The organism is Jiangella rhizosphaerae, from assembly GCF_003579925.1.
Lineage (GTDB): Bacteria > Actinomycetota > Actinomycetes > Jiangellales > Jiangellaceae > Jiangella > Jiangella rhizosphaerae.
The window spans coordinates 1-25484 of the sequence record NZ_QUAL01000188.1; the positions used below are offsets into that span (position 1 = coordinate 1).

The window sequence follows — 25484 nt, forward strand, 5'->3', positions numbered from 1 at the left end:
CCGGTGCGGCCTCGGGCTCGGGCTGTGCGGCCTCGGGCTCGGCCGGCTCCGCCGCGGCGGCTTCGGGCGTCGGCGCCGGCTCGGTGGCGCCGGGGGACTCGGGGGCCGTGGGCTCGACCTCGGCGGCGGGTGTCGCCGCGTCGTCGTGCTCGGGGCTACCAGTCGTGTTCGTCACGGTGTCCTCATCCGGGTCAGGCGGTGGTGACGGAGTCGAGGGTGACCGGGGTGATGGGCGCGCCATCCTCCGATCCATTGTCGGTTCCAGCCTCGGCGATACCAGTGATCACGTCCAGACCAGTGGTGATCTGGCCGAAGACGGTGTAGTCGGGCGGCAGCTGGGAGTCGCCGTACACGAGGAAGAACTGGCTGCCGTTGGTGTTGGGGCCGCTGTTGGCCATCGCCACCGTACCGGCCGGGTAGGTGGCGCCGTCGGTGTTCTCGTTGTCGTACTCGTAGCCGGGGCCGCCCGAGCCGGTGCCGGTCGGGTCGCCGCACTGCAGGACCTTCAGGCTGTCGGAGGTCGTCAGGCGGTGGCAGGCGGTGCCGTCGTAGTACCCGGCGGAGGCCAGGAAGGCCAGCGAGTTGACGGTGCACGGCGCGCCGGCGTCGAGCGTCACGGTGACCGGGGCGCCGTTGATGGTCAGCGTCGCCGTGGTGGGCAGCGGCGTCTGGAGCGCGGCGGGGTCGATGGCCGGCGGCGTGCCGAGGTCGGGGACGGCCGACTCGCCGGCGGCGCGGTAGTCGCAGGTGCCGGCGGCGGCGTCGGCGGACGGGGAGGAGTCGGTGCCGGACGCGACGGGATCGTCGTCGTCGCCGAGTGCGCCGGACACCAGGAGCGTGCCCATGACGAGAGCCACCGCCACGATCACGGCTCCGACGACGATGCCGATCTTCCGCCGCTTCTGGGCCTGCTCGGCCCGCCGCGCCTGCTGACGCTCGTAGTGCTGGCGCGCGAGCTGACGCCGGCGTTGCTTGGCACTCTGGGCCACCAGCCATCCTCCCGGTCGTTTCGAGAACGATGAGGGGACCCGAGGACCCCCCTTCCGCGTGTGGTACGCGGGGACAGTCTAGGCAGTACACGGCGGGAATCAGATAACGAGTTCGCGGCGATGAGTGGCCCGCCGGTAACCTTCCTGGGTGCTCCTGCTCACCGTCGTCGCTCCCGTACTGGGTACCAACTGCTACGTCGTGGCGGCCGACGGCGCCCGCGAGTGCCTCGTGATCGATCCCGGCATCGGCGTCGCCGAGCAGCTGGAGAAGGTGTTCGCCGAGCACTCCCTCGAGCCGGCCGCGGTCCTCGTCACCCACGGCCACCTCGACCACACCTACGCGGTGAGCGAGCTCTGCCGCGGCCGCGACCTCCCCGTCCACCTGCACGAAGGCGACGCCTACCGGCTGTCCGACCCGCTCGGCTCGCTCGGTCCGCAACTGGCGGTGCAGTTCGCCCAGTTCGGCGCCGGCTGGACGCCACCGGCCGACGTCCGGCCGTTCGGCGGCGCCGACACCGAGCTGGAACTCGCCGGCGTCGGGCTGCGCGCGATCCATGCGCCCGGCCATACCGAGGGGTCGACGCTCTACTACGCGCCCGGCGACGCCGTCGTCTTCACCGGCGACGTGCTGTTCGCAGCCACGGTGGGCCGCACCGACCTGCCGGGTGGCGACGACGCGCGCATGCGCGCGACGCTGACCCGCCTCGCGTCGGACGACGAGCTGCCCGGACTCACCACCGTCCGGCCCGGCCACGGCGCGGCGTCGACCCTCGACCGGGAACGCGCATCCAACCCGTACCTGCGAGGACTGTAGACACGTGACTGTTCCAGCCTTCCGTGCCCCGAAGGGCACCTTCGATCTCGTGCCGCCGCGCGGCGAGGCCATGCTCGCCGTCCGCGACACGCTGGCCGCGCCGCTGCGCTCGGCCGGCTACGGCTACGTCGAGACGCCCAGCTTCGAGGAGACGACGCTGTTCGCCCGTGGCGTCGGCGAGTCGACCGACATCGTCACGAAGGAGATGTACTCCTTCACCACCCGCGGCGGCGACGACGTCACGCTGCGGCCGGAGGGGACGGCGCCGGTGCTGCGCGCCGTCCTCGAGAACGGGCTGCACCGCGGCGCGCTGCCGGTGAAGCTGTGGTACTCCGGCTCCTACTACCGCTACGAGCGGCCGCAGAAGGGCCGCTACCGGCACTTCTCCCAGGTCGGCGCCGAGATCCTGGGCACCGAGGACCCCGCCAGCGACGCCGAGCTGATCGTGCTCGCCGTCGACGCCTACCGCGCGCTCGGGCTGACCGGGGTGCGGGTGCTGCTGAACTCGCTCGGCTCGCACGAGTCGCGGCCGGCCTACCGGGCGGCGCTGCAGGAGTACCTGCGCGGTCTCGACCTCGACGAGGAGACCGCCCGGCGGGTCGAGATCAACCCGCTGCGGGTGCTCGACGACAAGCGGCCGGAGATCCAGAAGGCGCTGGCGTCGGCGCCGATCATCACCGACTTCCTGTCACCGTCCGACCGCGCGCACCACGACACCGTCCGCTCGCTGCTGACGTCGGCGGGTGTCGACTTCGAGGACGACCCGCGGCTCGTGCGCGGGCTCGACTACTACACCCGCACACTGTTCGAGTTCGTCCACGACGGTCTCGGCTCGCAGTCCGCGGTGGGCGGCGGCGGTCGCTACGACGGCCTGTCCGAGCTGATCGGCGGGCCGGCGCTGCCCGGGGTGGGCTGGGCGCTCGGCGCCGACCGCACGCTGCTGGCCATGGAGGCCGAGGGGCTGCCGCTGCCGGGGGTCACGGGCGTCCAGGTGTTCGCCGTCCCGCTCGGCGACGAGGCTGCGGCGTGGGCGTTCGGACTGGTCACCCAGCTCCGGCGGGCCGGCGTCGCGGCCGACTTCGCCACCGGCGGCCGCGGCCTCAAGGGCGCCATGAAGGCCGCCGATCGCAGCGGCGCCAAGTACGCCGTCGTCGTCGGCGCGCGCGACCTCGCCGAGGGCGTCGCCCAGGTGAAGGACCTCGCGACGGGGGAGCAGCAGGCGATCTCGCTGAACGGGCTGGTGACGCACCTGCAGCGGCTCGTCTAGCGTGCGGTGGAACCACAACCTCCACTACCACCGGCTGGTACTGGACGCGGTCCCGCCGGTCCCGTCCGGACGTCGAGTGGGTCGCCGGTGACGTACTGACCCACCCGCTGCCCGGCGTCCAGTGGCGGCGGGTGCCGCTGTTCCGCTACGCGCTGACCTGGACGAAACCGGCCTGTTCCACGGACTTGCGTCGGTACCGAACGTGTGTTCGAATGGATGAGTGCGTTGGGAAGCTCAGGAGCTCGCGGTCACCGACGGTGCGGCGCTGCCGGGGCTGCAGCGGCTGTCCGGGCTGGTCCGCAGCGTGCGCACACCTGAGTTCGAGGGCATCACCTTCCACGAGGTCACGTCCAAGTCCGCGCTCAACAAGGTGCCCGAGGCGTCGCACGTGCCGTTCCGCTGGACGGTGAACCCGTACCGCGGCTGCAGCCATGCGTGCACCTACTGCCTGTCCGGCTACGCGCCCATCACCATGGCCGACGGCTCCACCGTCCCGCTGGCGCGGGTGCGGCCGGGCGACCAGGTGCTCGGCACCCGGGCCGAGGGGTTGAGCCGGCGCCTGGTGCGTACCCAGGTGCTCGACCACTGGCGCACGTCCAAGCCGGCGTTCCGGCTCGAGCTCGACGGCGGCACGTCGATCGTCGCCAGCGGCGACCACCGGTTCCTCACGGCCGACGGCTGGAAGCATGTGGCCCCGGCCGCCGAGGGCGAGCCGCCCCGTCCGTCGCTGACCACCCGCGACCGCCTCGTGGGACTGCGCCGCGGCGTCGTCGGTGCCGCGGTACGGGCCGACGACGCGCTGACGGTCAGCTACGTGCGGCCGATGGACGTCGAGCTGCCGATGTTCGACCTCACCACCGGCACCGGCGACTTCATCGCGCACGGCGTCGTCAGCCACAACTGCTTCGCCCGCAACACCCACACCTACCTCGACCTCGACGCCGGCGACGACTTCAACCGCCAGGTGATCGTCAAGGTGAACGTCGCCGACGTGCTGCGCCGCGAGGTCAGCCGCCGGTCGTGGTCGCGCGAGCACGTCGCCATGGGCACCAACACCGACCCCTACCAGCGGGCCGAGGGCCGGTACCGGCTGATGCCGGGCGTCATCGAGGCGCTGGCCGGGTCCGGCACGCCGTTCAGCATCCTGACGAAGGGCACGCTGCTGCGTCGCGACCTGCCGCTGCTGCGCCGCGCCGCCGAGGATGTCCAGGTCGGCGTCGGCGTCTCGCTGGCCCTGCTCGACGAGACGCTGCACCGTTCGGTGGAGCCCGGCACGCCCACGCCGAAGGCCCGGCTGGAGCTGGTGCGGTCGGTGCGCGAGGCCGGCCTGCCGTGCACCGTCCTGCTGGCGCCGATCCTGCCCGGCCTCACCGACTCCGAGGAGCATCTGTCCGCGTTGGTCGCGGCGGTGGCCGACGCTGGCGCCACGGGCATCAGCTACATCCCGCTGCACCTGCGGCCCGGCGCCCGCGAGTGGTACCTCGACTGGCTGGAGTCCACCCGGCCCGACCTGCTGCCGCTGTACCGGCGGCTCTACCACCGGGGCTCCTACTCCGACCAGCGCTATCGCGACTGGCTGCGGGCCCGCGTCGAACCCCACCTGCGCCGGTACCGCCTCCGCGACGACGACGCCGAGCCGATGGTCGACGACCGCCGGCGCCCCCTGCACGGCCGCCGCTGGGGCCCACGCGTCACGCCCGAGCCGACGCCTGCCGAACCCGCCCAGGACGCCCTCTTCTGACGTCCGCCGCCCCGCCCGCACCCATCGCCCGCCCGCACCACCGATCCATGCCGAAGTCGATCTTGGAGTTGTTCGGCAATCGCCGACCGAAATGTCCGATAGATGGCCGAACAACTCCAAGATCAACCGGGACCGGGGTCGTGGCGGGGCGGAGAACACGCGGCACGGACGTGGACCATGCGGGCGTCCGGCGGGGAATCGCCTCGCCGCCGCATGATGCGGTTACGTAGGATCGCTGGGTCAGCACCACCGCTCCGCCAACCCTGAGAGGAACACCTGTGCTCCGCACCCACGAGGCCGGCACGCTGCGTGCCGACCACGCCGGCCAGACCGTCACCCTCACCGGCTGGGTGGCCCGCCGTCGCGATCATGGGGGAGTGGCGTTCCTGGATCTGCGGGATGCGTCCGGGGTGGCGCAGGTGGTGGTGCGCGACGAGTCGGTCGCGCACGGGCTGCGCAACGAGTTCTGCATCAAGGTCACGGGGCAGGTCGGCCGGCGTCCGGAGGGGAACGAGAACCCGAACCTGCCGACCGGCGAGATCGAGGTCGTCGCCGAGGCGGTCGAGGTGCTGAGTGAGGCCGAGCCGCTGCCGTTCCAGATCGACGACCACGTCGACGTCGGTGAGGAGGTGCGGCTGAAGTACCGCTACCTCGACCTGCGTCGCACCGGCCCGGCCGCCGCGATCCGGCTGCGCAGCGCCGTGAACAAGGCCGCCCGCGACGTCCTGCTGGCCGAGAACTTCGTCGAGGTCGAGACGCCGACGCTCACCCGGTCCACGCCCGAGGGGGCGCGCGACTTCCTGGTGCCGGCCCGGCTGCGACCGGGGTCCTGGTACGCGCTGCCGCAGTCGCCGCAGTTGTTCAAGCAGTTGCTCATGGTCGCCGGGCTGGAGCGGTACTTCCAGATCGCCCGCTGCTACCGCGACGAGGACTTCCGCGCCGACCGGCAGCCCGAGTTCACCCAGCTCGACATCGAGATGAGCTTCGTCGAGCAGGACGACGTCATCGCGCTGGCCGAGCGCGTCCTCACGGCGCTGTGGGCGCTGGCCGGCCACGAGCTGACGACCCCGATCCCGCGCATGACCTACCGCGACGCCATGGACCGGTTCGGCTCTGACAAGCCCGACCTGCGGTTCGGTCAGGAGCTCACCGAGGTCACCGAGCACTTCGCGAACACGCAGTTCCGGGTGTTCCAAGCGCCGTACGTGGGCGCCGTCGTGTACCCGGGCGGCGCGTCGCAGACCCGCAAGGAGCTCGACGGCTGGCAGGACTGGGCCAAGGCGCGCGGCGCGCGGGGGCTGGCGTACGTGCTGGTCGGGGCCGACGGCGAGCTGTCCGGCCCGGTCGCGAAGAACCTGTCCGAGGACGAGAAGGCCGGCCTGCCCAAGCTGGTCGGCGCGGTTCCCGGCGACGCCGTGTTCTTCGCCGCCGGCACGCGACGGTCGTCGCAGGCGCTGCTCGGCGCGGCGCGGCTGGAGATCGGCCGCCGCGCGGGGCTGATCGACGAGGACGCCTGGGCGTTCACCTGGGTGGTCGACTCGCCGCTGTTCGAACCGGTCGACGAGACCGACGACGTCGCCGTCGGCTCGGGCGCCTGGACCGCCGTGCACCACGCGTTCACGTCGCCGAAGCCTGAGTCGCTCGACACCTTCGACACCGACCCGGGCAACGCGCTCGCCTACGCCTACGACATCGTCTGCAACGGCAACGAGATCGGCGGCGGGTCGATCCGTATCCACCGCCGCGACGTGCAGGAGCGGGTGTTCCGGGTGATGGGCCTGGGTTCGGAGGAGGCGCAGGAGAAGTTCGGCTTCCTGCTCGACGCGTTCAGGTACGGCGCCCCACCGCACGGTGGCATCGCGTTCGGCTGGGACCGCATCACGGCGCTGCTGGCCGGGTCCGACTCCATCCGCGACGTCATCGCGTTCCCGAAGACCGGCGGCGGGTACGACCCGCTGACGGCGGCGCCGGCGCCGATCACCGCGCAGCAGCGCAAGGAGGCCGGCATCGACGCCGTCTCTGAGCAGGCTCAGGCCTGAGTCGCTTGCGCTGACCCGCGGCCGCCCCGACCGGCGGCCGCGGGTCGGCCGGTGGGCCGCGACCGGGCGCTCGTCCGCGATCGGCGCCGACTCGATGCCGGGCGATACTGTGGACGTGGAGTACGTCTCCAGAGTGCCGCGACCGCCGCTGGACGGGCTGATCGACGACCTCTACTACCTGGAGGGTGCGCCGCCGTACGCCCGGCTGAGGCTGCCGCCGCCGGCGGCGCTGCTCATCGTCAACCTCGGTGCGCCGTTCCGCGTCCGCGGCGGCGCCGACCCCGACACGGCCGAGTACGCCGACGGCTGCGTGGTCACGATGCCCACCCGCGCGTGGGAGTTCGGTTACCCGATCTGGACCCGGTCCGTCGGCGTGCACTTCAAGCCGTGGGGGATGGGGCCGTTCCTGCCGATGCCCGCGGCCGAGCTGTGCGACCGGCCGGTGACGGTCGAGCAGGTGTGGGGCCGCCCCGCGGTCGCCGAGCTGCGCGACCGGCTGGCCACGGCGGACGGGCCGCACGCGATGCTGACGCTGCTCGAGGAGGAGCTGATGCGACGGCTGTGCGAGACCGCCGGGCTGGGGCTGGTCCGCCATACGAGCAGCGTCATCGCGGCCAGCAGCGGGGCGGTGCCGATCGGCGACCTGAGGGTGGCGGCCGGTGTCAGCAGCACTCATCTGGCGCTGCGGTTCAAGGAGCTCGTCGGCGTCACGCCGAAGCGGCTGGCGCGCACCTACCGCTTCGCCGCCACCGTGTTCGCGATCGACTTCGCCGGACCGATCGACTGGGCCGACGTCGCCAGCGGTGCGGGCTACTTCGACCAGGCCCACTTCGGCCACGAGTTCCGGGCGTTCACCGGGCTCACGCCGACCCGGTACGCCGAGGTCCGGCGGCGGTTCCTGCGCGAGCATCCCGGCCACGCGCTGGACAGCTGGCCGCTGCCGGCCGATTGATTTCTTACAAGAGCGGCAGGTCACGAAACCCTAACCTGAGGGGCATCCGAGAGCAGAGGAGCGCCCTCATGGGCAAGGTGGTCATGTACAGCACGGTGTCCGTCGACGGCTTCATCGCCGACGAGAACGACCAGCCCGGACCGCTGTTCGACTGGCTGGTCAGTGGTGACGTCCCGCTGGACGAGAGCGGCGCCGTGAAGGTGTCCCAGAGGTCCTACGACTACACCCGGGCCTACTGGGACCCGATCGGGGCGACGATCGCCGGCCGCCACGTCTTCGACCTGACGGACGGCTGGGACGGCAAGCCTCCGGCCGGGGTCGACCACGTGGTCGTCGTGACGCACCGGCCGCCGCCCGAGGGCTGGGACCCCGAGGCGCCGTTCCACTTCGTCGACGGCGTCGAGGCGGCCGTGGCCAAGGCACAGGAACTCGCGGGTGACCGCCTCGTCGAGGTCGCGGCCGGCGACGTCGGCGGCCAGGCGCTGGCCGCGGGCCTGGTCGACGAGGTGCGCATGGACGTCGCACCCGTGGTGTTCGGGTCCGGCAAGCGCTTCTTCGGGTCGGTCGACGCGCAGCACCTGCTGGACGATCCGGACGTGGTGATCCAGGGCGACCGGGTGCTTCACCTGAGCTATCGGGTGCGCCGCTGACCGATCTGAGGCGAGGTGGGCGTCGATCCTGTGCACGAGCGGTCTCCTTCGATGCCGGCGCGAAAACGCTTTGCCCGGACCGCACCCGCATGGCATCATCGTCAGCGATGTGATCTGACGCGTGACTCCAGCCCGCGCCCGAGGTGTGCCACCCGGCGGGCTCCCAGCAACCTCGTCGAGGTCGTCACGTGTCTCTGCTCTCTGTTCGCGCTGTTTCCATCGCCTACGCCGGCCGCCGGGTCCTCGACGGCGTCAGCTACGACGCCGCCGCGGGGGAGCGGCTGGGCATCGTCGGCGAGAACGGCGTCGGCAAGTCGACGCTGCTCCGGCTGTCCGCCGGGGTCGAGCGGCCCGACTCCGGCACCGTCGAGCGGCACGGCAGCCTCGGCTACCTCACCCAGGAGCCCGACCTGCCCGACGGCGACACCGTCGACGGCGCCATCGATGCCGCGCTGGCGGAGTTCCGGGAGCTCGAGCGGCGCATGCGTGCCGCCGAGGCCAAGCTCGCCGACGGCGACCAGTCGGTGCTGGACGAGTACGGCGACCTGCTGGCGGAGTTCGAGCACCGCGACGGCTGGTCCGCCGACGCCCGCGCGGCGCGCGCCCTGGCCGGCCTGGGGCTGGCCGAGGTCGCGGGGGACCGGCCGCTCGGCACGCTGTCCGGCGGACAGCGGTCGCGGCTGGCTCTGGCGCTCGCGCTGGTCCGCGCGCCGGACGTGCTGCTGCTGGACGAGCCGACCAACCACCTCGACGACGACGCCATCGCGTTCCTCGAGGAGGCGCTGCGAGCCCACCGCGGCGCCGTCGTCACCGTCTCGCACGACCGCGCGTTCCTCGACGGCGTGGCGACGTCGATCCTCGACCTCGACCCGGTCCTGACCGTCGACCGCGACGGCACCCCGCACGTCGGCCCGGCCCGCTACACCGGCACGTACACCGACTACCTGGCCGGCAAGGCCGCCGCCCGGGCCCGGTGGGAGCAGGCCTACGCCACGTGGTCCGACGAGGTCGACGCGGCGCGGGCCGTCGTCAAGCAGGACGCCCGCCGGGTCGGGCACGACGGCCGCGGCCGCCGCGACAACGACAAGTTCGTCGTGCACTTCCTCAGCCAGAAGGTCGACGCCGCGGTGTCACGGCGGGTCCGCGACGCCGAGAACCGGCTGCGCCGGCTGGAGGAGCAGCGCATCCCCAAACCGCCGCGGCTGTTGACGTTCGACGCCGCGCTGGCTTCCTCTCCCTCGAAGGGCTCGCGCAGGGCCGGAGACCTCGCGGTCGGTATGGGGCCGGTCCCCGACGTGCCCGACGGCGTGCTGATCGCGGTCCGCGACGTCAAGGTGCCCGGCCGCATCACCGCCCGCGCCCTTGACGTCACGCGCGACACCCGGCTGATGATCACCGGCCGCAACGGTTCCGGCAAGTCGTCGCTGCTGTCGGTGCTGGCCGGGGCCCTGGAGCCGGCGACCGGCGAGGTGCTGCGGTCGCGCCGGCTGCGGATCGGCTGGCTGCCGCAGACCGGCAGCTTCCCTGACCCGTCGCTCACGGCGGTGCAGGCGTTCGCCGCCGGCCGCCCCGGCCCGGCCGACGAGTACCAGGCCGAGCTGGCGGGCCTCGGCCTGCTTCCCGGACCGGCCCTGGCGACGCCGGTCGGCGCGCTGTCCGTCGGTCAGCAGCGGCGGCTCGCGCTGGCCCGGATGCTGGTGACGCGGCCGCAGGTGCTGCTGCTCGACGAGCCGACGAACCACCTGTCGCTCGGCCTGGTGGAGGAGCTGGAGGCCGCGGTCGACGCGGCCGGTCTCGCGGTGGTCGTGGTGACCCACGACCGGTGGGCGCGGCGTCGCTGGCAGGGCGAACGCGCCGAGGTCGTCCACAACGAATTGATGCTCGGCTAGTTGTCCACAATCTGGTGATCGCTGGTTGCGGGGCGCGATTGCGCAGGAAAAGCTCAGTGGCGACCGAGCCCGGAAGGGGGCACCATGACAACCATGATGCAGCGGCCACGTGGAACCGACGCCTGGACCGTCGACGACCTCGCCGGCCTGCCTGACGACGGGCTCCGCTACGAACTGCTCGATGGGTTCCTGCTGGTGACGCCGGCACCGTTGGGACCGCACCAGACCGTCGTCCTCGAGCTTGCCGTGTTGCTGCGTTCGGCGATGCCCAGCCACCTGAAGGTGTACGTCGCGCCGCGCGACTGGCAGCCCGACCGCGGCACGTCGTTTCAGCCCGACGTTCTCATCGTCCGACGCGACCAGGACAGCGACGGACCGATCACCGCGCCGCTGACCCTCGCCGTGGAGGTGCAGTCGAGGAGCACCCGGCGGAAGGACCAGTTGCTCAAGTACTCGAAGTACGCCGACAGTGGGGTGGCGTCGTACTGGATCGTGGACCCGGACGAGCCGTCCATCGTGGCCTACGACCTGGTCGACGGCGCGTACGTCGAGGTGGGCAGGGCCACGGGCGACGAGAGCGTCACGCTCACGCAGCCGTTCGAGGTGACCGTCACACCGAAAGCGTTGGTGTCCGGCTGAGGCCGACCGGTACGCTGAAGAGCATGGGAATGACAGACAACCGCGCTGTGGCGTTCTGGCGTCCCCGCCGGTCCGTCACGGCGTAGCTCTGCGTACCACCGGCTGACCCCGGCTGAACGGGGTCCGGGCCGGGCACACGGGAGCACGCCGCAGCCGCGTCCGTCCCTCGGTGACCACACCCGAGGCGCACGGCGCGGCTTTTCGACGTCCGCCGTCTCCCGTGATCCCGAGAGGTCGTGATGGCCCATGCCACGGCATGCCCGCACCCACTCCCGTCAGAACCGCGCCGGCCGCGCGAATCACCCAGCGAACAGCGGCGCGCCCAACCACGCCGGCATCCACCTGCTCCGCGACCCGTCCGTCAGCGCCCGGATGGTCAGCTCGTCCGGCGCCGGACCGGGCGACCTGGTCATCGAACTGGGCGCCGGGCTCGGAGCGCTGACCGCGCCGCTGGCCGCCACCGGCGCCCGCGTCATCGCCGTCGAGCGCGACCCGCGGTTCGTCGCGAAGCTCCGGCGGCGCTTCGCCGGCGACGACGGCGTCCGGGTCGTCGAGGCCGACGCGCGCACCGTCATGCTGCCGCACCGCCCGTACCGCGTGGTCGCGAACATCCCGTACGCGATCTCGACGGCGCTGCTGCGCCGCCTCCTGGACCCGGAGACGACCTCGGTCGCAGGCGCGGACCTGCTGGTCGAGTGGGGTTTCGCCAAGCGGATGACCGACACCCACCCGCGCGATCTGGAGGTCGCCTGGTGGCAGGCCAGGTTCGAGCTCGGCATCGCCGGACGGGTCCGGCCGGGCAGCTTCCGCCCAGCGCCGTCGGTCGATTCCGCGCACCTGGTGGTCCGGCGGCGCGCCGACGTGTCGCGGGCACAGGCCCGGCTGGCCCGGCGGTTGCTGCAGGACGCCTACCGGCAGCCGCGCCGGCCCGCCCGGGACGTGCTCGGCGCCCACGTGCCGAAGAAGCGCGCGCACCGGCTGCTGACGTCGACGGGCATCGATCCGCCGGCCGCGGCGTCGTCGGTGCCCGTGACGACCTGGCTCGCCCTGGCGGGCGAGCTCACGGCCACGTGACGAACCGCATGGAGACGTCGCCGCCGGTTACCGCTGCATCACAGCCGGTCCGGCGGCCTTGACCGCGTCCGACGGTCAGCTATAGTTTCGGCCCAGGCCGGTATTTGCCGGCTCTTGGGCGAGGAGGTTTCCGGTGCGAGTTCGAGGTATGGCGGTCGGGGTGGCGGCGCTGTTGACCGTCGCCGCTTGCGGGGGTTCGGACGACGACACGGCCGGCGGTGGAGGCTCGGCCGAGGTCACGGTGTGGATGTACCCGGTCATTCCGGACCAGGACGCCAGCATCGAGTTCTGGGAGCAGGTCGAGGCGGACTTCGAGGCCGAGCACGAGGACATCGACCTCACTCTCGAGCTGCAGCCCTGGGAGGGCCGCGACGAGAAGATCGCGACCGCCATCGCCTCCGGCCAGGGCCCGGACCTCGTGCTGCTCACCCCCGACCAGACGCTTCAGTACCAGGTCAGCGGCGGGCTGAAGCCGCTCGACGGGGCGGTCGAGGACGACCGCGACGCGTACCTGCCCAGCGCGCTGGACATCGTCACCTTCGAGGACGAGCTGTACGGGGTGCCGATCTACCACACGAGCACCACCACGGCCTACAACATGGCCGCGTTCCAGGCGGCCGGCATCACCGAGCCGCCGGCCACGTGGGACGACGTCCTGGCGGCGGCGCCGGCGCTGGCGGCGAACGGTGTCTCGGTCCTGGACTACTCCGGCTCCCCGGAGACGACCCTGAACCTGACCTTCTACCCGCTGCTGTGGCAGGCCGGCGGCAGCGTCTTCACCGAGGACGGTTCCGACGTCGCCTTCGACGGGCCGGAGGGCCTGGCGGCGCTGCAGTTCCTGCTCGATCTCCAGGAGGCCGGCGGGCTGCCGGCCGATGCGGCGACGAAGACGAACCTCGTGGACGGCGGACCCCTGACCACGGGCACGACGGCCATGACGTACGCCATCACGCTGCCGGACATCGAGATCATGCGCACCAGCCTCGGTGCCGAGAACGTGGTGGTCGGCGCGCCGCTGAAGGGTGAGGAGCAGGTGAGCTTCGGCATTCCCGGCGTCCTGGCGCTGACCAGTATCAACGACGACGAGGAAGCGGCGTACGAGGTGGCGTCGTTCATCGCGAGCCCGGACGTCTCCGCGCGCCTGAACGACGCGGCCGGCACCTTCCCGGCCCGCACGGACGTCGACGCCCCCACCGGCGACGACGCGCTGACGGCGCTCAGCGACGCGCTCCAGTACGCTCGCCCGGGTGAGGTGACGCCGACCGCCCGTCAGGTCATGGCGGTGCTGTCGGCGCAGCTGCAGGCAGCGCTGCAGGGGTCGAAGTCGCCGGAGGACGCGCTCGCCGACGCCGCGACCGAGGCGCGCGACCTGATCGCTCGTGGCGGCTGACGCCACACCTGCTGACGCCCCACGCCGGGCGAGGAGAACCGTATGACGCTGCAACGCACGGCCCCGCCGCGCCCGTCGTGGCGGGACCGCGTGCGCGACCCGGGCTGGGGACTGATCTTCGTCCTGCCCATGCTCGTGCTGTTCGTGATCTTCCGGTTCGTGCCGAGCCTCGGCGCGCTCGGGATGAGCTTCACCGACTACCGGCTCAGCGGCGACTTCTCGTTCGTCGGCGCGGAGAACTACCGCCGCCTGATCGAGGACGACCTGTTCTTCGACAGCCTGCGCGTCACGCTGCTCTACGCGCTGATGTACGTGCCGCTGACGCTGGTGGTGTCGCTCGGAACCGCGACGATGCTGCATCACGTGGTGCGCGGCCGCGGGCTGTTCCGGGGACTGCTGTTCCTGCCGTACGTCACCTCGTTCGTCATGGCCGGCATCATCTGGATCTGGATCTACGACTCGAACGGGCTCGTCAACGGCGTGCTCGATCGCTTCGGCCTCGGGCCGGCGCCGTTCCTCACCGGCAACCAGGCGATGGTGCTGGGGTCGCTGGCCGTCGTCTCGGTGTGGAAGAGCTTCGGGTACTCGATGCTGATCCTGCTGGCCGGGCTGAAGAACATCCCCGAGGACGTCATGGAGGCGGCGACGCTCGACGGCGCCGGGGCGTGGGCCAAGTTCCGGCGCATCACGCTGCCGCTGCTGCGCCCCGTGATCTTCTTCGTGCTGGTCATCGAGACGATCGTGGCGTTCCAGGTGTTCGACACGATCTACGTCATGACCGGCGGCGGCCCGGCCCGGGCGTCGTACGGGCTCGTCTACATGCTGTACGACCAGGGCTTCAAGTTCTTCGACTTCGGCTACGCCGCCACCATCGGCGTCATGCTGTTCCTCGTGGTCCTCGTGATCTCCCTGGTGCAGCGGTACGTCCTGGACCGGGAGAACACGTGACCACCCTCACCGCACCACCCGCTCCGGCGGCGACGAGCTCGGCCGCCACCGGGCGCCGGCGCCGCCGGCGGAGCGGGGCGAACGTCTGGCTGACCGTCCTGCTGATCCTGGCGTCGGTCTTCACCGTGGTGCCGTTCGTCGCGGTGTTCGTGCTGGCGATCACGCCCGAAGGCGCGCAGACGATCCCGCAGCGGCTGCCCGACGAGGTGACGCTGGACAACCTGAGCGCGGTCCTGTCGGCGTCGTCGTTCCTGCGCTGGACGCTGAACTCGTTCGTCTACTCGATCGTCTCGGTGGTCGTCATCCTGCTGACGGCGGCGATGGCCGGCTACGCGTTCGCCCGCAAGCGGTTCCCGGGCAGCAACGCGCTGATGTGGTCGTTCCTGGCGACGCTCATGGTGCCCGCGCAGGCCACGCTGATTCCGATGTTCGTGCTGGTCTCGCGCATGGAGGGCGTCAACACCTTCTGGGGGCTGATCGTCCCGACGCTGGCCAACTCGCAGGCGGTGTTCCTGATGCGCCAGTTCATCAAGGGACTGCCGGACGACCTGTTCGACGCGGCGAAGATCGACGGCGCGGGGGAGTGGACGGTGTTCTGGCGGCTGGTGCTGCCGCTCACCAAGCCGGTGCTGGCGACGCTGGGCATCTTCGTGTTCCTCTGGCACTGGAACGACTTCCTGTGGCCGCTGGTCATCGCGCAGACCGACGAGATGCGCACGCTGACGGTCGGGTTGTCGACGCTCAACGCCGAGACGGTGGCGCGGGCGCGGATCATGGCGTCGGCCGCGATCAGCGTCATCCCGTGCCTGGTCATCTTCGGCGTCCTGCAGCGCTACCTGGTGAACAGCATCGCGACCACCGGCCTGAAGGGCTGACCGGCCGGTGCGGATCTTCGACGCCCACCGGGTGCTCGGGCCGGTGCCGGGCGACCACGTGCCGTCCGCCGACGTCGCGGGGCTGCTCGCCGAGCTGGACCACCTGGGCACCGACGGCGCCGCCGTCACGCCGAGTCACGGACTGTACGGCGACCCCGCGCACGAGCACGGCGCCGGCCCCGGCTCCGTCCCCGGCCACGAGCGGCTGGTGCCCGTCCCGGTGATCCTGCCCGCGGTGCCCGGCGCCGGCTGGCCGGACGGCCCCGGAGCGGTCGTCGACGCCGCTCCGGCGATGGTGCGCGCCTGCCCGGTGCGGCACCGGTTCGCGCTCACCGGTCCGGTGGCGTTGCGCTGGTGGCACGAGCTCGCCGTGGCCGCCATCCCACTCGCGCTGGACGCGAGCGAGACCGGCCTGGACCGCGTCGGCGCCCTGGCCGCCGCCGTGCCGGAGCTCCGGATACTGGTGCTCTCGCCGGGCTACCGGTGCCTGCGCGAGCTGGCCGAGCTGCTCGACGCCCACCCGGGCATCCACGTCGAGACCGGCACGCTCGCCGCCGCCGGCGCCGTCGAGTGGCTGGCCCGGCGGTCCGGCGCGCACCGGCTGGTGTTCGGCACCGGCGCACCGGTGTGGGACGACGCCGGCCCGCGCTTCCAGCTGGACCACCTGCGGCTGCCCGCCGCCGACGTCGAGCTGATCGCGGCCGGCTCGTTCGAAGCGTTGCGGGCAGGGGGTCGACGATGAGCCCGGTGATCGACGCGCATGGACACGTGGGCGGCTGGGCCGACTTCTTCGTGCCGGAGCCCGGCGCGGCCTGGCTGGTGGACGTCAACACCGAGATCGGCATCGACGTCGTCGGCGTCTCGCACCTGGTCGCCGTCGGCCGCGATCCCGCGGCGGGCAACGAGCTGGCGCTGGCCGAGGCCGAACGGCATCCGGGCCGCATCGGGGTCTGGCTGGTCGCCGACCCGTACCGGCCCGACGCCGCCGCGCTCCTGCGCGAACAGCTGGACCGGCCCGGCGTCTGGGGCCTGAAGCTGCACCCGGACACGCACGAGTGCGCCGTCATCGACCCGCGGTACGAGCCGCTGCTCGAGCTGGCCGCCGCGGCCGGCGTCCCGGTGCTGTCGCACGGGCAGACGCGATCGCCGTACTCCGACCCCGGCGACCTCGCCGAGCTGGCCCGCCGCCATCCCGCGGTGCCGGTCCTCGTCGGGCACGCCGGCCTCTGGCAGGACGGCTTCGACCGCGCGGCCCGGCTGTCCGCCGCCCAGCCGAACCTGTACCTGGAGATCTGCGGCTCCCGGCTCACCACCCGCTGGCTGGAGCGTCTGGTCGCCGTCGCCGGCGCCGACCGCGTGCTGTTCGGGACCGATGCCTGCTTCCTGGACCCTCGGCTGGGCCTCGGGAAAGTACGGTTCGCCCGGCTGTCCGACGAAGACCGTGCGCTGGTGCTGGGCGGCAACGCCGCCCGGCTGCTCGGCCGGCGCCTCATCCTCGCTTCCCAGGAGACGCCATGACGACACTCGCCATCGACGGCGGCGAGCCCACGCGCCGCGCCCCCTGGCCGGCCTGGCCGCCGCCCGCGTCGGACACGCAGCGCAAGCTGCTGGCCGAGGTCGTCGACAGCGGCCACTGGGGCGCGACGTCCGGTCCGCTGTGCGAGCGGCTGGCCGCCGAGTTCGCCCGGCGGCACGGTGCGAAGCACGGCATCGTGCTGACGAACGGGACGCTGGCGCTGTTCGTCGCGCTGCGGGCGGCGGGCGTCCGGCCTGGCGACGAGGTGGTGGTGCCGGCGTACACGTTCGTCGCGTGCGCCACGGCGGTGCTGCTGCTCGGCGCGGTGCCGGTGATCGCCGACGTCGACCCCGGCCACCTGCATCTGACGGCCGGCACTGTCCGGCCGGCGCTCACGCCGCGCACGCGCGCCGTCATGCCGGTCCACCTGGCCGGCAGCCCGGCCCCGTTGGACGACCTGCTCGCGCTCGCCGCCGAGCACGGCCTTGCCGTCGTCGAGGACAGCGCCCAGGCGCATAGCGCCGCCTACCGCGGCCGGCCGGTCGGCGCGCACGGGACGGCCGGCACGTTCAGCTTCCAGTCCAGCAAGGCGATGACCGCCGGAGAGGGCGGCCTCATCGTCACGAACGACGACGACCTCGCCGCCCGTGCCTGGTCGGCCTGCAACGTCGGCCGGGTCCGCGACGGCGCCTGGTACCACCACGCCGACGTCGGCTGGAACCTGCGGATGACCGAGCTGCAGGCGGCCCTGCTGCTGCCCTGGCTGGACCGGCTCGACGACGAGGTCGCCGCCCGCGACGCGTTCGCGCGGCGGGTGACGGACGGGCTGGCGGCGGCCGGCGGGCCCGTCGAGGTGGTGCCGCAGCCGCCGGGCACCACCACCGACTCCCGGCACCTGCTGATGCTGCGGGCGGCGCCGGGCGTGGACCGCGACTGGGCGGGCCGGGCGCTGGCCGCCGAGGGCGTCCCCGTCGAGGACGGCTACCCGCCGCTGGGCTCCCTGCCGGCACTGGGAGGGCAGGTGCGGGCGCTGCCCGCCCCGGGCGCGGAGGCGGCCGCCGCGACGGTGTTCTGGCTGCGCCAGCCGCAGCTCATGGCCGGCCCCGGCGGCGCTGACGACGTCGTGAGCGCTGCCCTGCGCGTGTTCGGCGACGGGCGGGCGTTTCCGCGGCGGTGACGTACGCGGCTCTCCGGGGCCCGGGACCTCCCGAGTACTGTCCGGGCGTGTTGACGCTCAGGCCAACTGTTGGCGTCAGTGTCAACACGCCGGAACCCCCACCCGTCCGGGCGTGTTGACGCTCAGGCCAACAGTTGGCGTCAGCGTCAACACGCCGGAACCAACCATGGGGCGGGTGTGTCGGCCGCCATCGGGACTGCCGGTCGACGACTGGACACCGTCGTGCGCGGTGACGTTCCCGGCACACCCGGACGAACCTCCGGGCGCCGTCCCTCAATGTGAGACTTTCGCTTGCGCGGCCCCGGGCGGTCGGGTTGATCATGGAACCAGCGTTGTCCCCACCACTGGCAGGGAGTGGCGATGGGTCAGAAGCTGGCAAAGAGGTTCATGGTCGCGTTCGGACTGGGCCTGGTGCTGGCCCTGATCTTCGACCATTCCGCCGCGGGTTTCGCGGTGGGGTTCGCCATCGTCTTCGGAGGCGGCCTGGCGGCCGAGTAGCGCCTCCCGGTCCCGCTCGGCTGCGTGATCGCGCACCTTGACAGCATCATGTCCCGCAAATTACGGTCTGGACCGTAAGTTCGGGAGATGGAGGATGCGGGTGCGGAGCATCGACGAGCTCGACGAGCGACTATCGCGGCCACGGCCGGAGCTGGTGGAGGACCTGCGCCGGCTCGACGGCGACGTGGTCGTGCTCGGTGCGAGCGGCAAGCTGGGCGTGAGCCTGGTCAGGCTGGCCGTGCGCGGCATCGAGGCGGCCGGCACCGGTGCCCGCGTCGTCGCGGTGTCCCGGTACGGAGCGCCAGGCGCCCGCGAGGCCATGGAGGCGACCGGCGCGGAGGTCGTGGCGGCCGACATCGCCGACGACGACGCCCTGGCCTCGCTGCCCGACGCCGCGAACGTCGTGTACCTCGTGGGCGCGAAGTTCGGCACCGAGGGCAACCAGGCCGGCACCTGGGAGACCAACGTCTACCTGCCCGGCCGCGTCGCCCGGCGCTACGCCGGTAGCCGCATCAGCGCGCTCTCGACCGGCAACGTGTACCCGCTGGTCGACGTCGGCAGCGGCGGCGCCACCGAGGAGACCCTGCCCGGCCCGATCGGCGAGTACGCGATGTCGTGCCTGGGCCGCGAGCGGATCCTGCAGGCCGCGTCGCAGCGCGCCGGCACGCCGATGGCGATCATCCGGCTCAACTACGCGGTCGAGATGCGCTACGGCGTGCTGGTCGACCTCGCGCAGGCCATCGAGGCCGGCGAGCCGGTCGACGTGACGATGGGCAGCCTCAACCTGGTCTGGCAGGGCTACGCGAACGAGGTCACGCTGCGGGCGCTGCTGCACGCGTCCACCCCGCCGCTGCTGCTCAACGTCACCGGCCCCGAGACGCTCGGCGTGCGCCGGCTGGCCACCGACCTCTCCGCGGCGCTGGACAAGCCGGTGACGTTCACCGGCGAGGAGGCCCCGACGGCGCTGCTGGCCAACGCCCAACGCTGCCACGGGCTGTTCGGCTACCCGGACGTGGCCGTGCCCGAGCTGGTGGAGGCGACGGCGCACTGGGTGCGGGCCGGCCTGCCGACCCTGGGCAAGCCGACCAAGTTCCAGCGACGCGACGGGAAGTTCTGATGCCGGCGGCCGACGACGCCCTGGCCCGGTTCCGCGCCGGTGGCGTGATCCCGGCGCACCCGCTCGCGCTCGACGAGGACCGCAAGCTCGACGAGCGGCGGCAGCGGGCGCTGTCGCGGTACTACCTCGAGGCCGGCGCCAGCGGCCTGGCGGTCGCCGTCCACACCACCCAGTTCGCCGTGCACGAGCCCGGCCGGGGCCTGCTGGCCCCGGTGCTCGAGCTGGCCGCCGCGACCGCCGCCGAGTACACCGACCGCGCGCCCGTGCTGGTCGCCGGCATCGTGGGGCCGGCCCAGCAGGCGGTCGCCGAGGCCGAGCTCGCCCGCGACCTCGGCTACGACCTCGCGCTGCTGACGCCGTACGGCACCGGCGGCGCTACCGAGGACGAGCTGCTCGACCGCGCCCGCGCCGTCGGCGAGGTGATCCCGGTCATCGGCTTCTACCTGCAGCCCGCGGTGGGCGGGCGGGTGCTCGGCCGCGACTTCTGGCGGCGGCTGGGCGAGCAGCCCGCGGTCGCCGGCGTCAAGGTGGCGCCGTTCGATCGGTACGCGACGCTGGAGGTCGTGCACGGCCTGGCCGAGTCGGGACGGGCCGGCGACATCGCCCTCTACACCGGCAACGACGACCACATCGTCATGGACCTGCTCACCACCTACGACGTCGGCGGCCGGCGCATCGAGGTCGTCGGCGGCCTGCTCGGGCAGTGGGCGGTGTGGGTGCGCGGTGCGGTCGAGATCCTCGCCGCGGCCGGACGCGCCCGGGCCGGCGACGACGCCGCGCTGCGCGAGCTGCTCGCGCTCAACCCCGTCCTCACCGACGCCAACGCCGCCATCTTCGACGCCGCGCACGCGTTCCACGGCTGCGTGCCCGGCATCCACGAGGTGCTGCGTCGTCAGGGCCTGCTGGCCGGGCTGTGGTGCCTGGACGAGGACGAGGTGCTCTCGCCCGGCCAGCTGGCCGAGATCGACCGCATCTGGGCCGCGTACCCGCAGCTGCGCGACGACGACTTCATCGCCGAGCGGCTGGACCGCTGGCTCAGAGGCTGATGCGGTACAGCGTCAGCGGCCGCCCGATGGTCCCGGACTCCAGGCTGCCCGACCGCTCCGCGCAGCCCGCCAGCTCCAGCCGCTGCAGGATGCGGCGTGCCGTCCGCAGCTGCACGCCGAGCCCGTCGGCGATGTCGCGCGTGGTGAGCGGGCGGTCGGCCGTGGCGGCGGTGATCTCGCGGAGGCGGTCGAGCGTGCCGACCGACAGCCCGACCCGGCTGGCGACCACGGCGCGGCTCTGCTCGGGCTTCGGCGCCTCGGCCGGCGCGACCGTCTCGAGCAGGATGTCGACGTCGTTGCGCGACGAGACGACGGCGGCGACGTCGCCGTGGCTGCGGGCCCGGGCCAGCGCCCGGCGGGCCAGCCGTTCGGCCTCGGCGCCGCTGTGCCCGATGCCGAAGCCGATGCGCACGACGTCGTGGCGCTGGCCGAGCCGGTGCAGCAGCGGCAGCGCGGTGAACCCGCGCGAGGCGTCGTGCAGCGGCCCGCGGGTGGTCACGATCAGCGATAGCGTCTCGGAGTACTGCGACAGCGAGCCGCCGAGCAGGCCGACCTCGCGCGCCAGGTCGTCGAGCTCGGACGCGGGGAAGACCTCGACCAGCCCGAGCGCGACCTGCGCGTCCTCCTGGATCTGGCTGGTCGCCGACAGCAGCAGCTGGCGCAGCGCCGCGCGCACCGACTGCCGCGACGGCGCCAGCCGGAACACCGGCAGCTCACCGCTGAGCTCGTCGTGCACCGACGCCAGGCACGTGACGGCGACGGTGCCCTCGTGACGGGCCGCGTGCCGGCGATGGAACGCGGCGAAGTCGGCGGCCGTCGCGCCCGGACGATAGGGCAGCGTGCGCACGTCGTCGACCGGCACCCCGGCGTCACGCAGGGTGCCCTGCACCTGCGCGGCGTCGAGGGTGTCGACCGAGAGGCGGGTGACGTCGTGGCCGTCGCGCAGCAGCCGCACCAGTGCCTCCAGCAGCGTCGACCCGCTGTAGTCGACGAACGCGGCCGGGCGGGTCAGCGCGTCGTGTGCGATGGTGTACGGCACGATGCCGGTGAACAGCCAGGCGTCGACGCCGGACGCGTGCGTGGTCACCATGGCGGTGGCCTGGGTCTCGTGGTCGTAGTCGAACCGGTGCACCCGCACCCCGGCCTGCTCTTCGCAGACGGTCGCGACGCTGTCGACCAGGTCGTGCGGGCCGACCACGCCGATCGAGGTGTCCATGCGACAACTGTAGCCACCTGGTCCAGATTTCGGGCCAGGCCGATACGATGATGGTCGATCGACGGAGGGCGGGAGAGGCAGTGGGGACGCTGGCCATCGACGGGGGGACGCCGGTACGGGACGCGGCGCGGCCGCTGCCGTCGCCACTGAACGCGGCCGGCCGCACCATCGGCGCGGAGGAGGAGGCCGCCGTCCTGCGGGTGCTGCGCAGCGGCATGCTCTCCGGGGTGTGGGGGACCGAGGTGGCGGCGCTGACGGAGGAGTTCGCGGCGCTCATCGGCACGCGGTACGCGGTGGCGTGCAGCAGCGGCACGGCCGCGATCCACCTGGCGGTCGCGGCGGTCGACCCGGAGCCGGGCGACGAGATCATCGTCCCGCCGATCTCGGACATGGGCTCGGTGACGCCGATCATCGCGCAGAACGCGGTTCCGGTCTTCGCCGACGTCGATCCCGTCACCGGCAACCTCGACCCCGGCGCCGTCGCCGCCCTGATCGGGCCGCGCACCCGCGGCGTCGTCGCCGTCCACCTGTTCGGCAAACCGGCCCCCGTGGAGCGGCTGCGCGAGCTGACCGACCGCGCCGGCATCGCGCTGATCGAGGACTGCGCCCAGGCCTACCTCGCGCCCGTGCGCCCCGGCGGGCCGCTGGCCGGCGCCGTCGGGCAGCTGGGCTGCTTCAGCCTGCAGCAGTACAAGCACATCACGACCGGCGACGGCGGCCTGGTCACCACCGACGACCCCGAGCTGGCGCTGCGGCTGCGCCGATTCGCCGACAAGGGCTGGCCGCGCGAGACCGGCGAGCGCGCCTACCTGTCGTTCGCGCTGAACTACCGGATGACCGAGCTGGTCGGCGCGGTGGCCCGCGAGCAGCTGCGCAAGCTGCCCGCCGTCGTCGCCCGCCGGCGGACGAGTGCGGCCGCGTTCGCGGCGCGCGTGTCCAAGCTGGACGGGCTGGGTCTCCCGCCGGACGACGGCGACCACGTCTACTGGTACTTCCCGCTGCTGGTCGACGGGCTGGACGAGGCCGGGCTGCAGCGGTACGCGGCGGCGCTGACGGCCGAGGGCGTGCCGGCGCTCGGGGGCTACCTGGCGCGGCCGCTGTACGCCGAGCCGGTGCTGCGGCGGCCGCTGACCTATGGCTCGTCCGGCTATCCGCTGGCCGGCCGGGCGGAGTACCCCGACGGGCTCTGCCCGGTCGCCGAGGACCTCGTGTACCGGCGGCTGGTCGTGGTGCCGTGGAACGAGAACTTCACCGACGCCGACGTCGACGACATCGTCGCCGCCGTCACGAAGGTGCACACCGCGCTGGTGGCGTCGTGATCCTCGACTGCGACCTGCTGATCGGCCGCGACATCGCGACGGGGGCGCGGCTGGACGGGGACGCGCTGGCCGGTGCGCTGACGGGGCTGGGCATCGGCGGCGGGCTGGTGACGTCGCTGCGATCGCTGCTGTTCGACGCGCCCAGCGGCAACGACGAGGCGCGGTCGGTGGCGGCGGCGTTCGGCTGGCAGGCGGCGGCCGGGGTGGACCTGCGCGACCCGCTGACGGCCCTGGACGAGGTCGCGCGGGCCGCGTCGCTGGGGGTGCGGGCGGTGCGGCTGGCGCCGGACCGGCAGGGTGTGCCGGCGACGGCGCCCGGCCTGCGGGCGGTGGCCCGGACGGCGGCCTCGGCCGGGCTGGTGCTGCTGGTGGAGGGCGACGTCCGGGTGATCGGGCCGGCACTGGCCGGACTGGGCGTGACCGCCGTCTTCGTCGACGCGCACTTCTACCACCTCGGCGACTTCGTCCTGCTGGCCCGCGACGAGCCCGGCTTCCACGCGTCGACCCGGCTGCTGGGCGACGTCGACGGCTGGGAGGTCGTGGTGGCGTCGGTCGGCGCCGAGCGGCTGGTCTTCGGCAGCCGTCCCGGCTGGTTCGAGGCGGCCGCCGTGGTCGACCGGCTCGCGGCGGCCGGGCTAGGGGCGTCGGAGCGCGCCCTCGTCGTGGGCGGGAACCTGCGCCGGCTGCTGGGGGTGGCGGCGTGATCGTCGACGTGCACGGCCACTGGGGCCCGTGGTTCTTCAGTACGTCCGTCGCCGACGCCGCGGTGAACCTGCGGGTGATGGACGAGTGCGGCATCGACGTGCAGCTGGTGTCCGCCGTCGAGGCCGTCGTCTACGACCCGCTGCCGGGGAACCCCGCGCTGGTCCCGGTGCTGGAGGCCGCCGGGCCGCGGCTGCGAGGGCTGCTGGTCGTCGACCCGCGAGACCTGTCGCTCGCGGAGTCGCAGCTGTCGTCGCTGCTGCCGACCGGGCTGTTCGTGGGTGCGAAGATCCACACCCACTACGCCGGCTCGCCCGGCGGTTCGGCGGCGATGGCCGACGCGCTGGCGCTGCTGGCGTCGTACGACCTGCCCGTGCTGGTGCACACCTGGGGCGAGGAGATCGTCGGCCTGGCCGACGTCGTCGCCGGCGTCCCCGGCGTTCGGGTGGTCGCCGCCCACTTCGGCGGTCCGGCCTGGCCGCTCGTGCCCGACGCGGCGCAGCGGACCGACCGGCTCTGGTTCGAGCCGTGCTGGTCGACGCCCGCGCCCGGCCGGATCCGCTGGGTACTGGACCGCGTCGGGCCGGAGCGGCTGATGTTCGGCAGCGACGCCACGCTCATCCATCCGGCGGTGACGCTGGGCGCCATCCGGGCTGCCGAACTGAGCGCGGCGGAGGAGGAGCTCGTCATGTGGCGCAACGCCGCCGACGTCTTCCGCCTGCCCGCTCCGGAATGATCACGTTCACCACGAAATCCCGTGTCGCACTACGCCTGCGATCGTGGTGACGCTCGGGAAATCCTCGTGACGGCCCCACCCGACGACGGCGACGACACCGTCGCGCCCGCACCACGGGACGGAGCGCGGCGGTCGGTCAGAGCACCCGGGCCGGCGCCCAGCCGAGGACGGCGCGGGTGTCGTCGGGTACGACGGAGACCCCGGCGACGTCGGCGGTGACGGTGAACGGCCGGTAGGGCCCGGGCCAGTCCAGCGCCCGATCGATCGCGGCCGCGAGGTCGGCGGCGGCCAGGGCGGGGATCTGGGCGCCGCTGCCGTCGCGCATGCGCATGGGCCGCGGCGGGTGGCCCTCCGGCGAGCGCCACTGCGGCCAGTCGGCGTCGGGCGTCGGGTAGATCAGCCGCAGCGAGCAGGCCGGGAGCCCCAGCGACGGTGACAACGCCGCCACGACCTGCTCGCCGAGCCGCTTGGTCAGGCCGTAGGGCGCGACGGCGTCCGGGACGGCGGTGGCGGGATCGACCGGCCGCGTCGAGTAGGCCTCGAACACCGACATGGTGCTGATGTGCACGAACGAGCGCACCCCCGCGGCCGCCGCCAGCGACATGGCCAGGTGCGGCGAGCCGACGTTCACCTCGAACGCCAGCCCGTTCGCGACCGGGTCGTAGCCGTCGGCGCGGGGGACGGCGGCAGCCATGTGCACGACACCGTCGACGCCGTCCAGCGCCGCCCGGACGTCGTCGGGGGAGCGGGCATCACCCCGCACGGACTCCACGCCGCCGGCGGTGACCGGCCGTCGGTCCAGCACCCGGACGGTGTGCCGCTCCGCCAGGTGCGGGACCACGTTGCTGCCGACCATGCCGGCACCGCCGATGACCAGGACGTGCATGCCG

The 25484-nt window shown here is 73.1% G+C and carries 24 protein-coding genes; 21 read left to right on the forward strand and 3 right to left on the reverse strand.

The window, feature by feature from the left end; all coding sequences use genetic code 11:
- Window positions 1-191: 191 nt before the first annotated feature.
- Complete coding sequence (locus DY240_RS20955) at window positions 192-989, reverse strand: peptidylprolyl isomerase (RefSeq protein ID WP_119661790.1); 798 nt, start codon at window positions 987-989, stop codon at window positions 192-194.
- A gap of 148 nt (window positions 990-1137) precedes the next feature.
- Here DY240_RS20955 and DY240_RS20960 point away from each other — a divergent pair, with 148 nt between their 5' ends.
- The 18 genes from DY240_RS20960 (at window position 1138) to DY240_RS21040 (ending at window position 20621) form a co-directional block, all read left to right on the forward strand.
- A complete protein-coding gene (locus DY240_RS20960) occupies window positions 1138-1803 on the forward strand; it encodes an MBL fold metallo-hydrolase (RefSeq protein ID WP_119661791.1) in 666 nt (221 codons plus the stop codon).
- Window positions 1804-1873: 70 nt separating this feature from the next.
- Window positions 1874-3070 carry a histidine--tRNA ligase gene (gene hisS / locus DY240_RS20965; RefSeq protein ID WP_407659359.1) on the forward strand — a complete coding sequence of 399 codons (1197 nt, stop codon included), beginning with the start codon at window positions 1874-1876 and terminating at the stop codon, window positions 3068-3070.
- Between the two features lie 220 nt (window positions 3071-3290).
- Window positions 3291-4811, forward strand: a complete 1521-nt coding sequence (locus DY240_RS20970) for an Rv2578c family radical SAM protein (RefSeq protein ID WP_119661793.1) — start codon at window positions 3291-3293, stop codon at window positions 4809-4811.
- 278 nt (window positions 4812-5089) lie between these two features.
- Window positions 5090-6850, forward strand: a complete 1761-nt coding sequence (gene aspS / locus DY240_RS20975) for an aspartate--tRNA ligase (protein WP_119661794.1) — start codon at window positions 5090-5092, stop codon at window positions 6848-6850.
- A 133-nt stretch (window positions 6851-6983) separates the two neighbouring features.
- Entirely contained in the window at window positions 6984-7802 is an 819-nt protein-coding gene (locus DY240_RS20980; RefSeq protein WP_119661844.1) for a helix-turn-helix domain-containing protein, read from the forward strand.
- Between the two features lie 68 nt (window positions 7803-7870).
- On the forward strand, window positions 7871-8452 hold the full coding sequence (locus DY240_RS20985) for a dihydrofolate reductase family protein (RefSeq protein ID WP_119661795.1): 582 nt from the start codon (window positions 7871-7873) through the stop codon (window positions 8450-8452).
- Window positions 8453-8640: 188 nt separating this feature from the next.
- The gene (locus tag DY240_RS20990) at window positions 8641-10341 is read left to right on the forward strand and encodes an ABC-F family ATP-binding cassette domain-containing protein (protein ID WP_119661796.1); all 1701 of its coding nucleotides are present in this window, start codon (window positions 8641-8643) and stop codon (window positions 10339-10341) included.
- A gap of 84 nt (window positions 10342-10425) precedes the next feature.
- Window positions 10426-10980 carry a Uma2 family endonuclease gene (locus tag DY240_RS20995; protein WP_119661797.1) on the forward strand — a complete coding sequence of 185 codons (555 nt, stop codon included), beginning with the start codon at window positions 10426-10428 and terminating at the stop codon, window positions 10978-10980.
- Window positions 10981-11226: 246 nt separating this feature from the next.
- The gene (locus tag DY240_RS21000; protein ID WP_119661798.1) at window positions 11227-12054 is read left to right on the forward strand and encodes a ribosomal RNA small subunit methyltransferase A; all 828 of its coding nucleotides are present in this window, start codon (window positions 11227-11229) and stop codon (window positions 12052-12054) included.
- A 133-nt stretch (window positions 12055-12187) separates the two neighbouring features.
- Window positions 12188-13444, forward strand: a complete 1257-nt coding sequence (locus DY240_RS21005) for a sugar ABC transporter substrate-binding protein (protein ID WP_199701920.1) — start codon at window positions 12188-12190, stop codon at window positions 13442-13444.
- A gap of 42 nt (window positions 13445-13486) precedes the next feature.
- On the forward strand, window positions 13487-14392 hold the full coding sequence (locus tag DY240_RS21010; protein WP_119661800.1) for a carbohydrate ABC transporter permease: 906 nt from the start codon (window positions 13487-13489) through the stop codon (window positions 14390-14392).
- Window positions 14389-15267: a carbohydrate ABC transporter permease gene (locus DY240_RS21015; RefSeq protein ID WP_199701923.1), complete on the forward strand. Its 879-nt coding sequence runs from the start codon at window positions 14389-14391 to the stop codon at window positions 15265-15267. Before DY240_RS21010 ends, DY240_RS21015 begins: the two co-directional genes overlap by 4 nt.
- A gap of 7 nt (window positions 15268-15274) precedes the next feature.
- Window positions 15275-16009 (forward strand): amidohydrolase family protein, encoded by a 735-nt coding sequence (locus DY240_RS21020; protein ID WP_119661801.1) that lies wholly within the window; start codon window positions 15275-15277, stop codon window positions 16007-16009.
- A 5-nt stretch (window positions 16010-16014) separates the two neighbouring features.
- The gene (locus DY240_RS21025; RefSeq protein WP_199701926.1) at window positions 16015-16785 is read left to right on the forward strand and encodes an amidohydrolase family protein; all 771 of its coding nucleotides are present in this window, start codon (window positions 16015-16017) and stop codon (window positions 16783-16785) included.
- Window positions 16782-17960, forward strand: coding sequence for a DegT/DnrJ/EryC1/StrS family aminotransferase (locus DY240_RS21030; RefSeq protein WP_119661803.1), 1179 nt, complete (start codon window positions 16782-16784; stop codon window positions 17958-17960). The genes DY240_RS21025 and DY240_RS21030 overlap by 4 nt, the downstream gene beginning before the upstream one ends.
- A gap of 360 nt (window positions 17961-18320) precedes the next feature.
- Entirely contained in the window at window positions 18321-18458 is a 138-nt protein-coding gene (locus tag DY240_RS32150; RefSeq protein ID WP_158602927.1) for a hypothetical protein, read from the forward strand.
- Between the two features lie 94 nt (window positions 18459-18552).
- Window positions 18553-19575 (forward strand): NAD-dependent epimerase/dehydratase family protein, encoded by a 1023-nt coding sequence (locus DY240_RS21035; RefSeq protein WP_119661804.1) that lies wholly within the window; start codon window positions 18553-18555, stop codon window positions 19573-19575.
- A complete protein-coding gene (locus DY240_RS21040) occupies window positions 19575-20621 on the forward strand; it encodes a dihydrodipicolinate synthase family protein (protein WP_119661805.1) in 1047 nt (348 codons plus the stop codon). The genes DY240_RS21035 and DY240_RS21040 overlap by 1 nt, the downstream gene beginning before the upstream one ends.
- Here the strand turns inward: DY240_RS21040 and DY240_RS21045 are convergent.
- Window positions 20611-21837, reverse strand: coding sequence for a response regulator (locus DY240_RS21045; RefSeq protein ID WP_119661806.1), 1227 nt, complete (start codon window positions 21835-21837; stop codon window positions 20611-20613). The two genes, DY240_RS21040 and DY240_RS21045, sit on opposite strands and share 11 nt — an antisense overlap.
- An 80-nt stretch (window positions 21838-21917) precedes the next feature.
- Here DY240_RS21045 and DY240_RS21050 point away from each other — a divergent pair, with 80 nt between their 5' ends.
- Genes DY240_RS21050 through DY240_RS21060 form a run of 3 tightly spaced genes read left to right on the forward strand, consistent with a single transcriptional unit; the run spans window position 21918 to window position 24594 of the window.
- Complete coding sequence (locus DY240_RS21050; RefSeq protein WP_199701932.1) at window positions 21918-23156, forward strand: DegT/DnrJ/EryC1/StrS family aminotransferase; 1239 nt, start codon at window positions 21918-21920, stop codon at window positions 23154-23156.
- Entirely contained in the window at window positions 23153-23860 is a 708-nt protein-coding gene (locus DY240_RS21055; RefSeq protein WP_119661807.1) for an amidohydrolase family protein, read from the forward strand. The genes DY240_RS21050 and DY240_RS21055 overlap by 4 nt, the downstream gene beginning before the upstream one ends.
- Complete coding sequence (locus DY240_RS21060; RefSeq protein WP_119661808.1) at window positions 23857-24594, forward strand: amidohydrolase family protein; 738 nt, start codon at window positions 23857-23859, stop codon at window positions 24592-24594. The genes DY240_RS21055 and DY240_RS21060 overlap by 4 nt, the downstream gene beginning before the upstream one ends.
- A gap of 136 nt (window positions 24595-24730) precedes the next feature.
- Here the strand turns inward: DY240_RS21060 and DY240_RS21065 are convergent, their stop codons facing one another.
- On the reverse strand, window positions 24731-25480 hold the full coding sequence (locus DY240_RS21065) for an NAD-dependent epimerase/dehydratase family protein (RefSeq protein ID WP_119661809.1): 750 nt from the start codon (window positions 25478-25480) through the stop codon (window positions 24731-24733).
- Window positions 25481-25484: the final 4 nt, after the last annotated feature.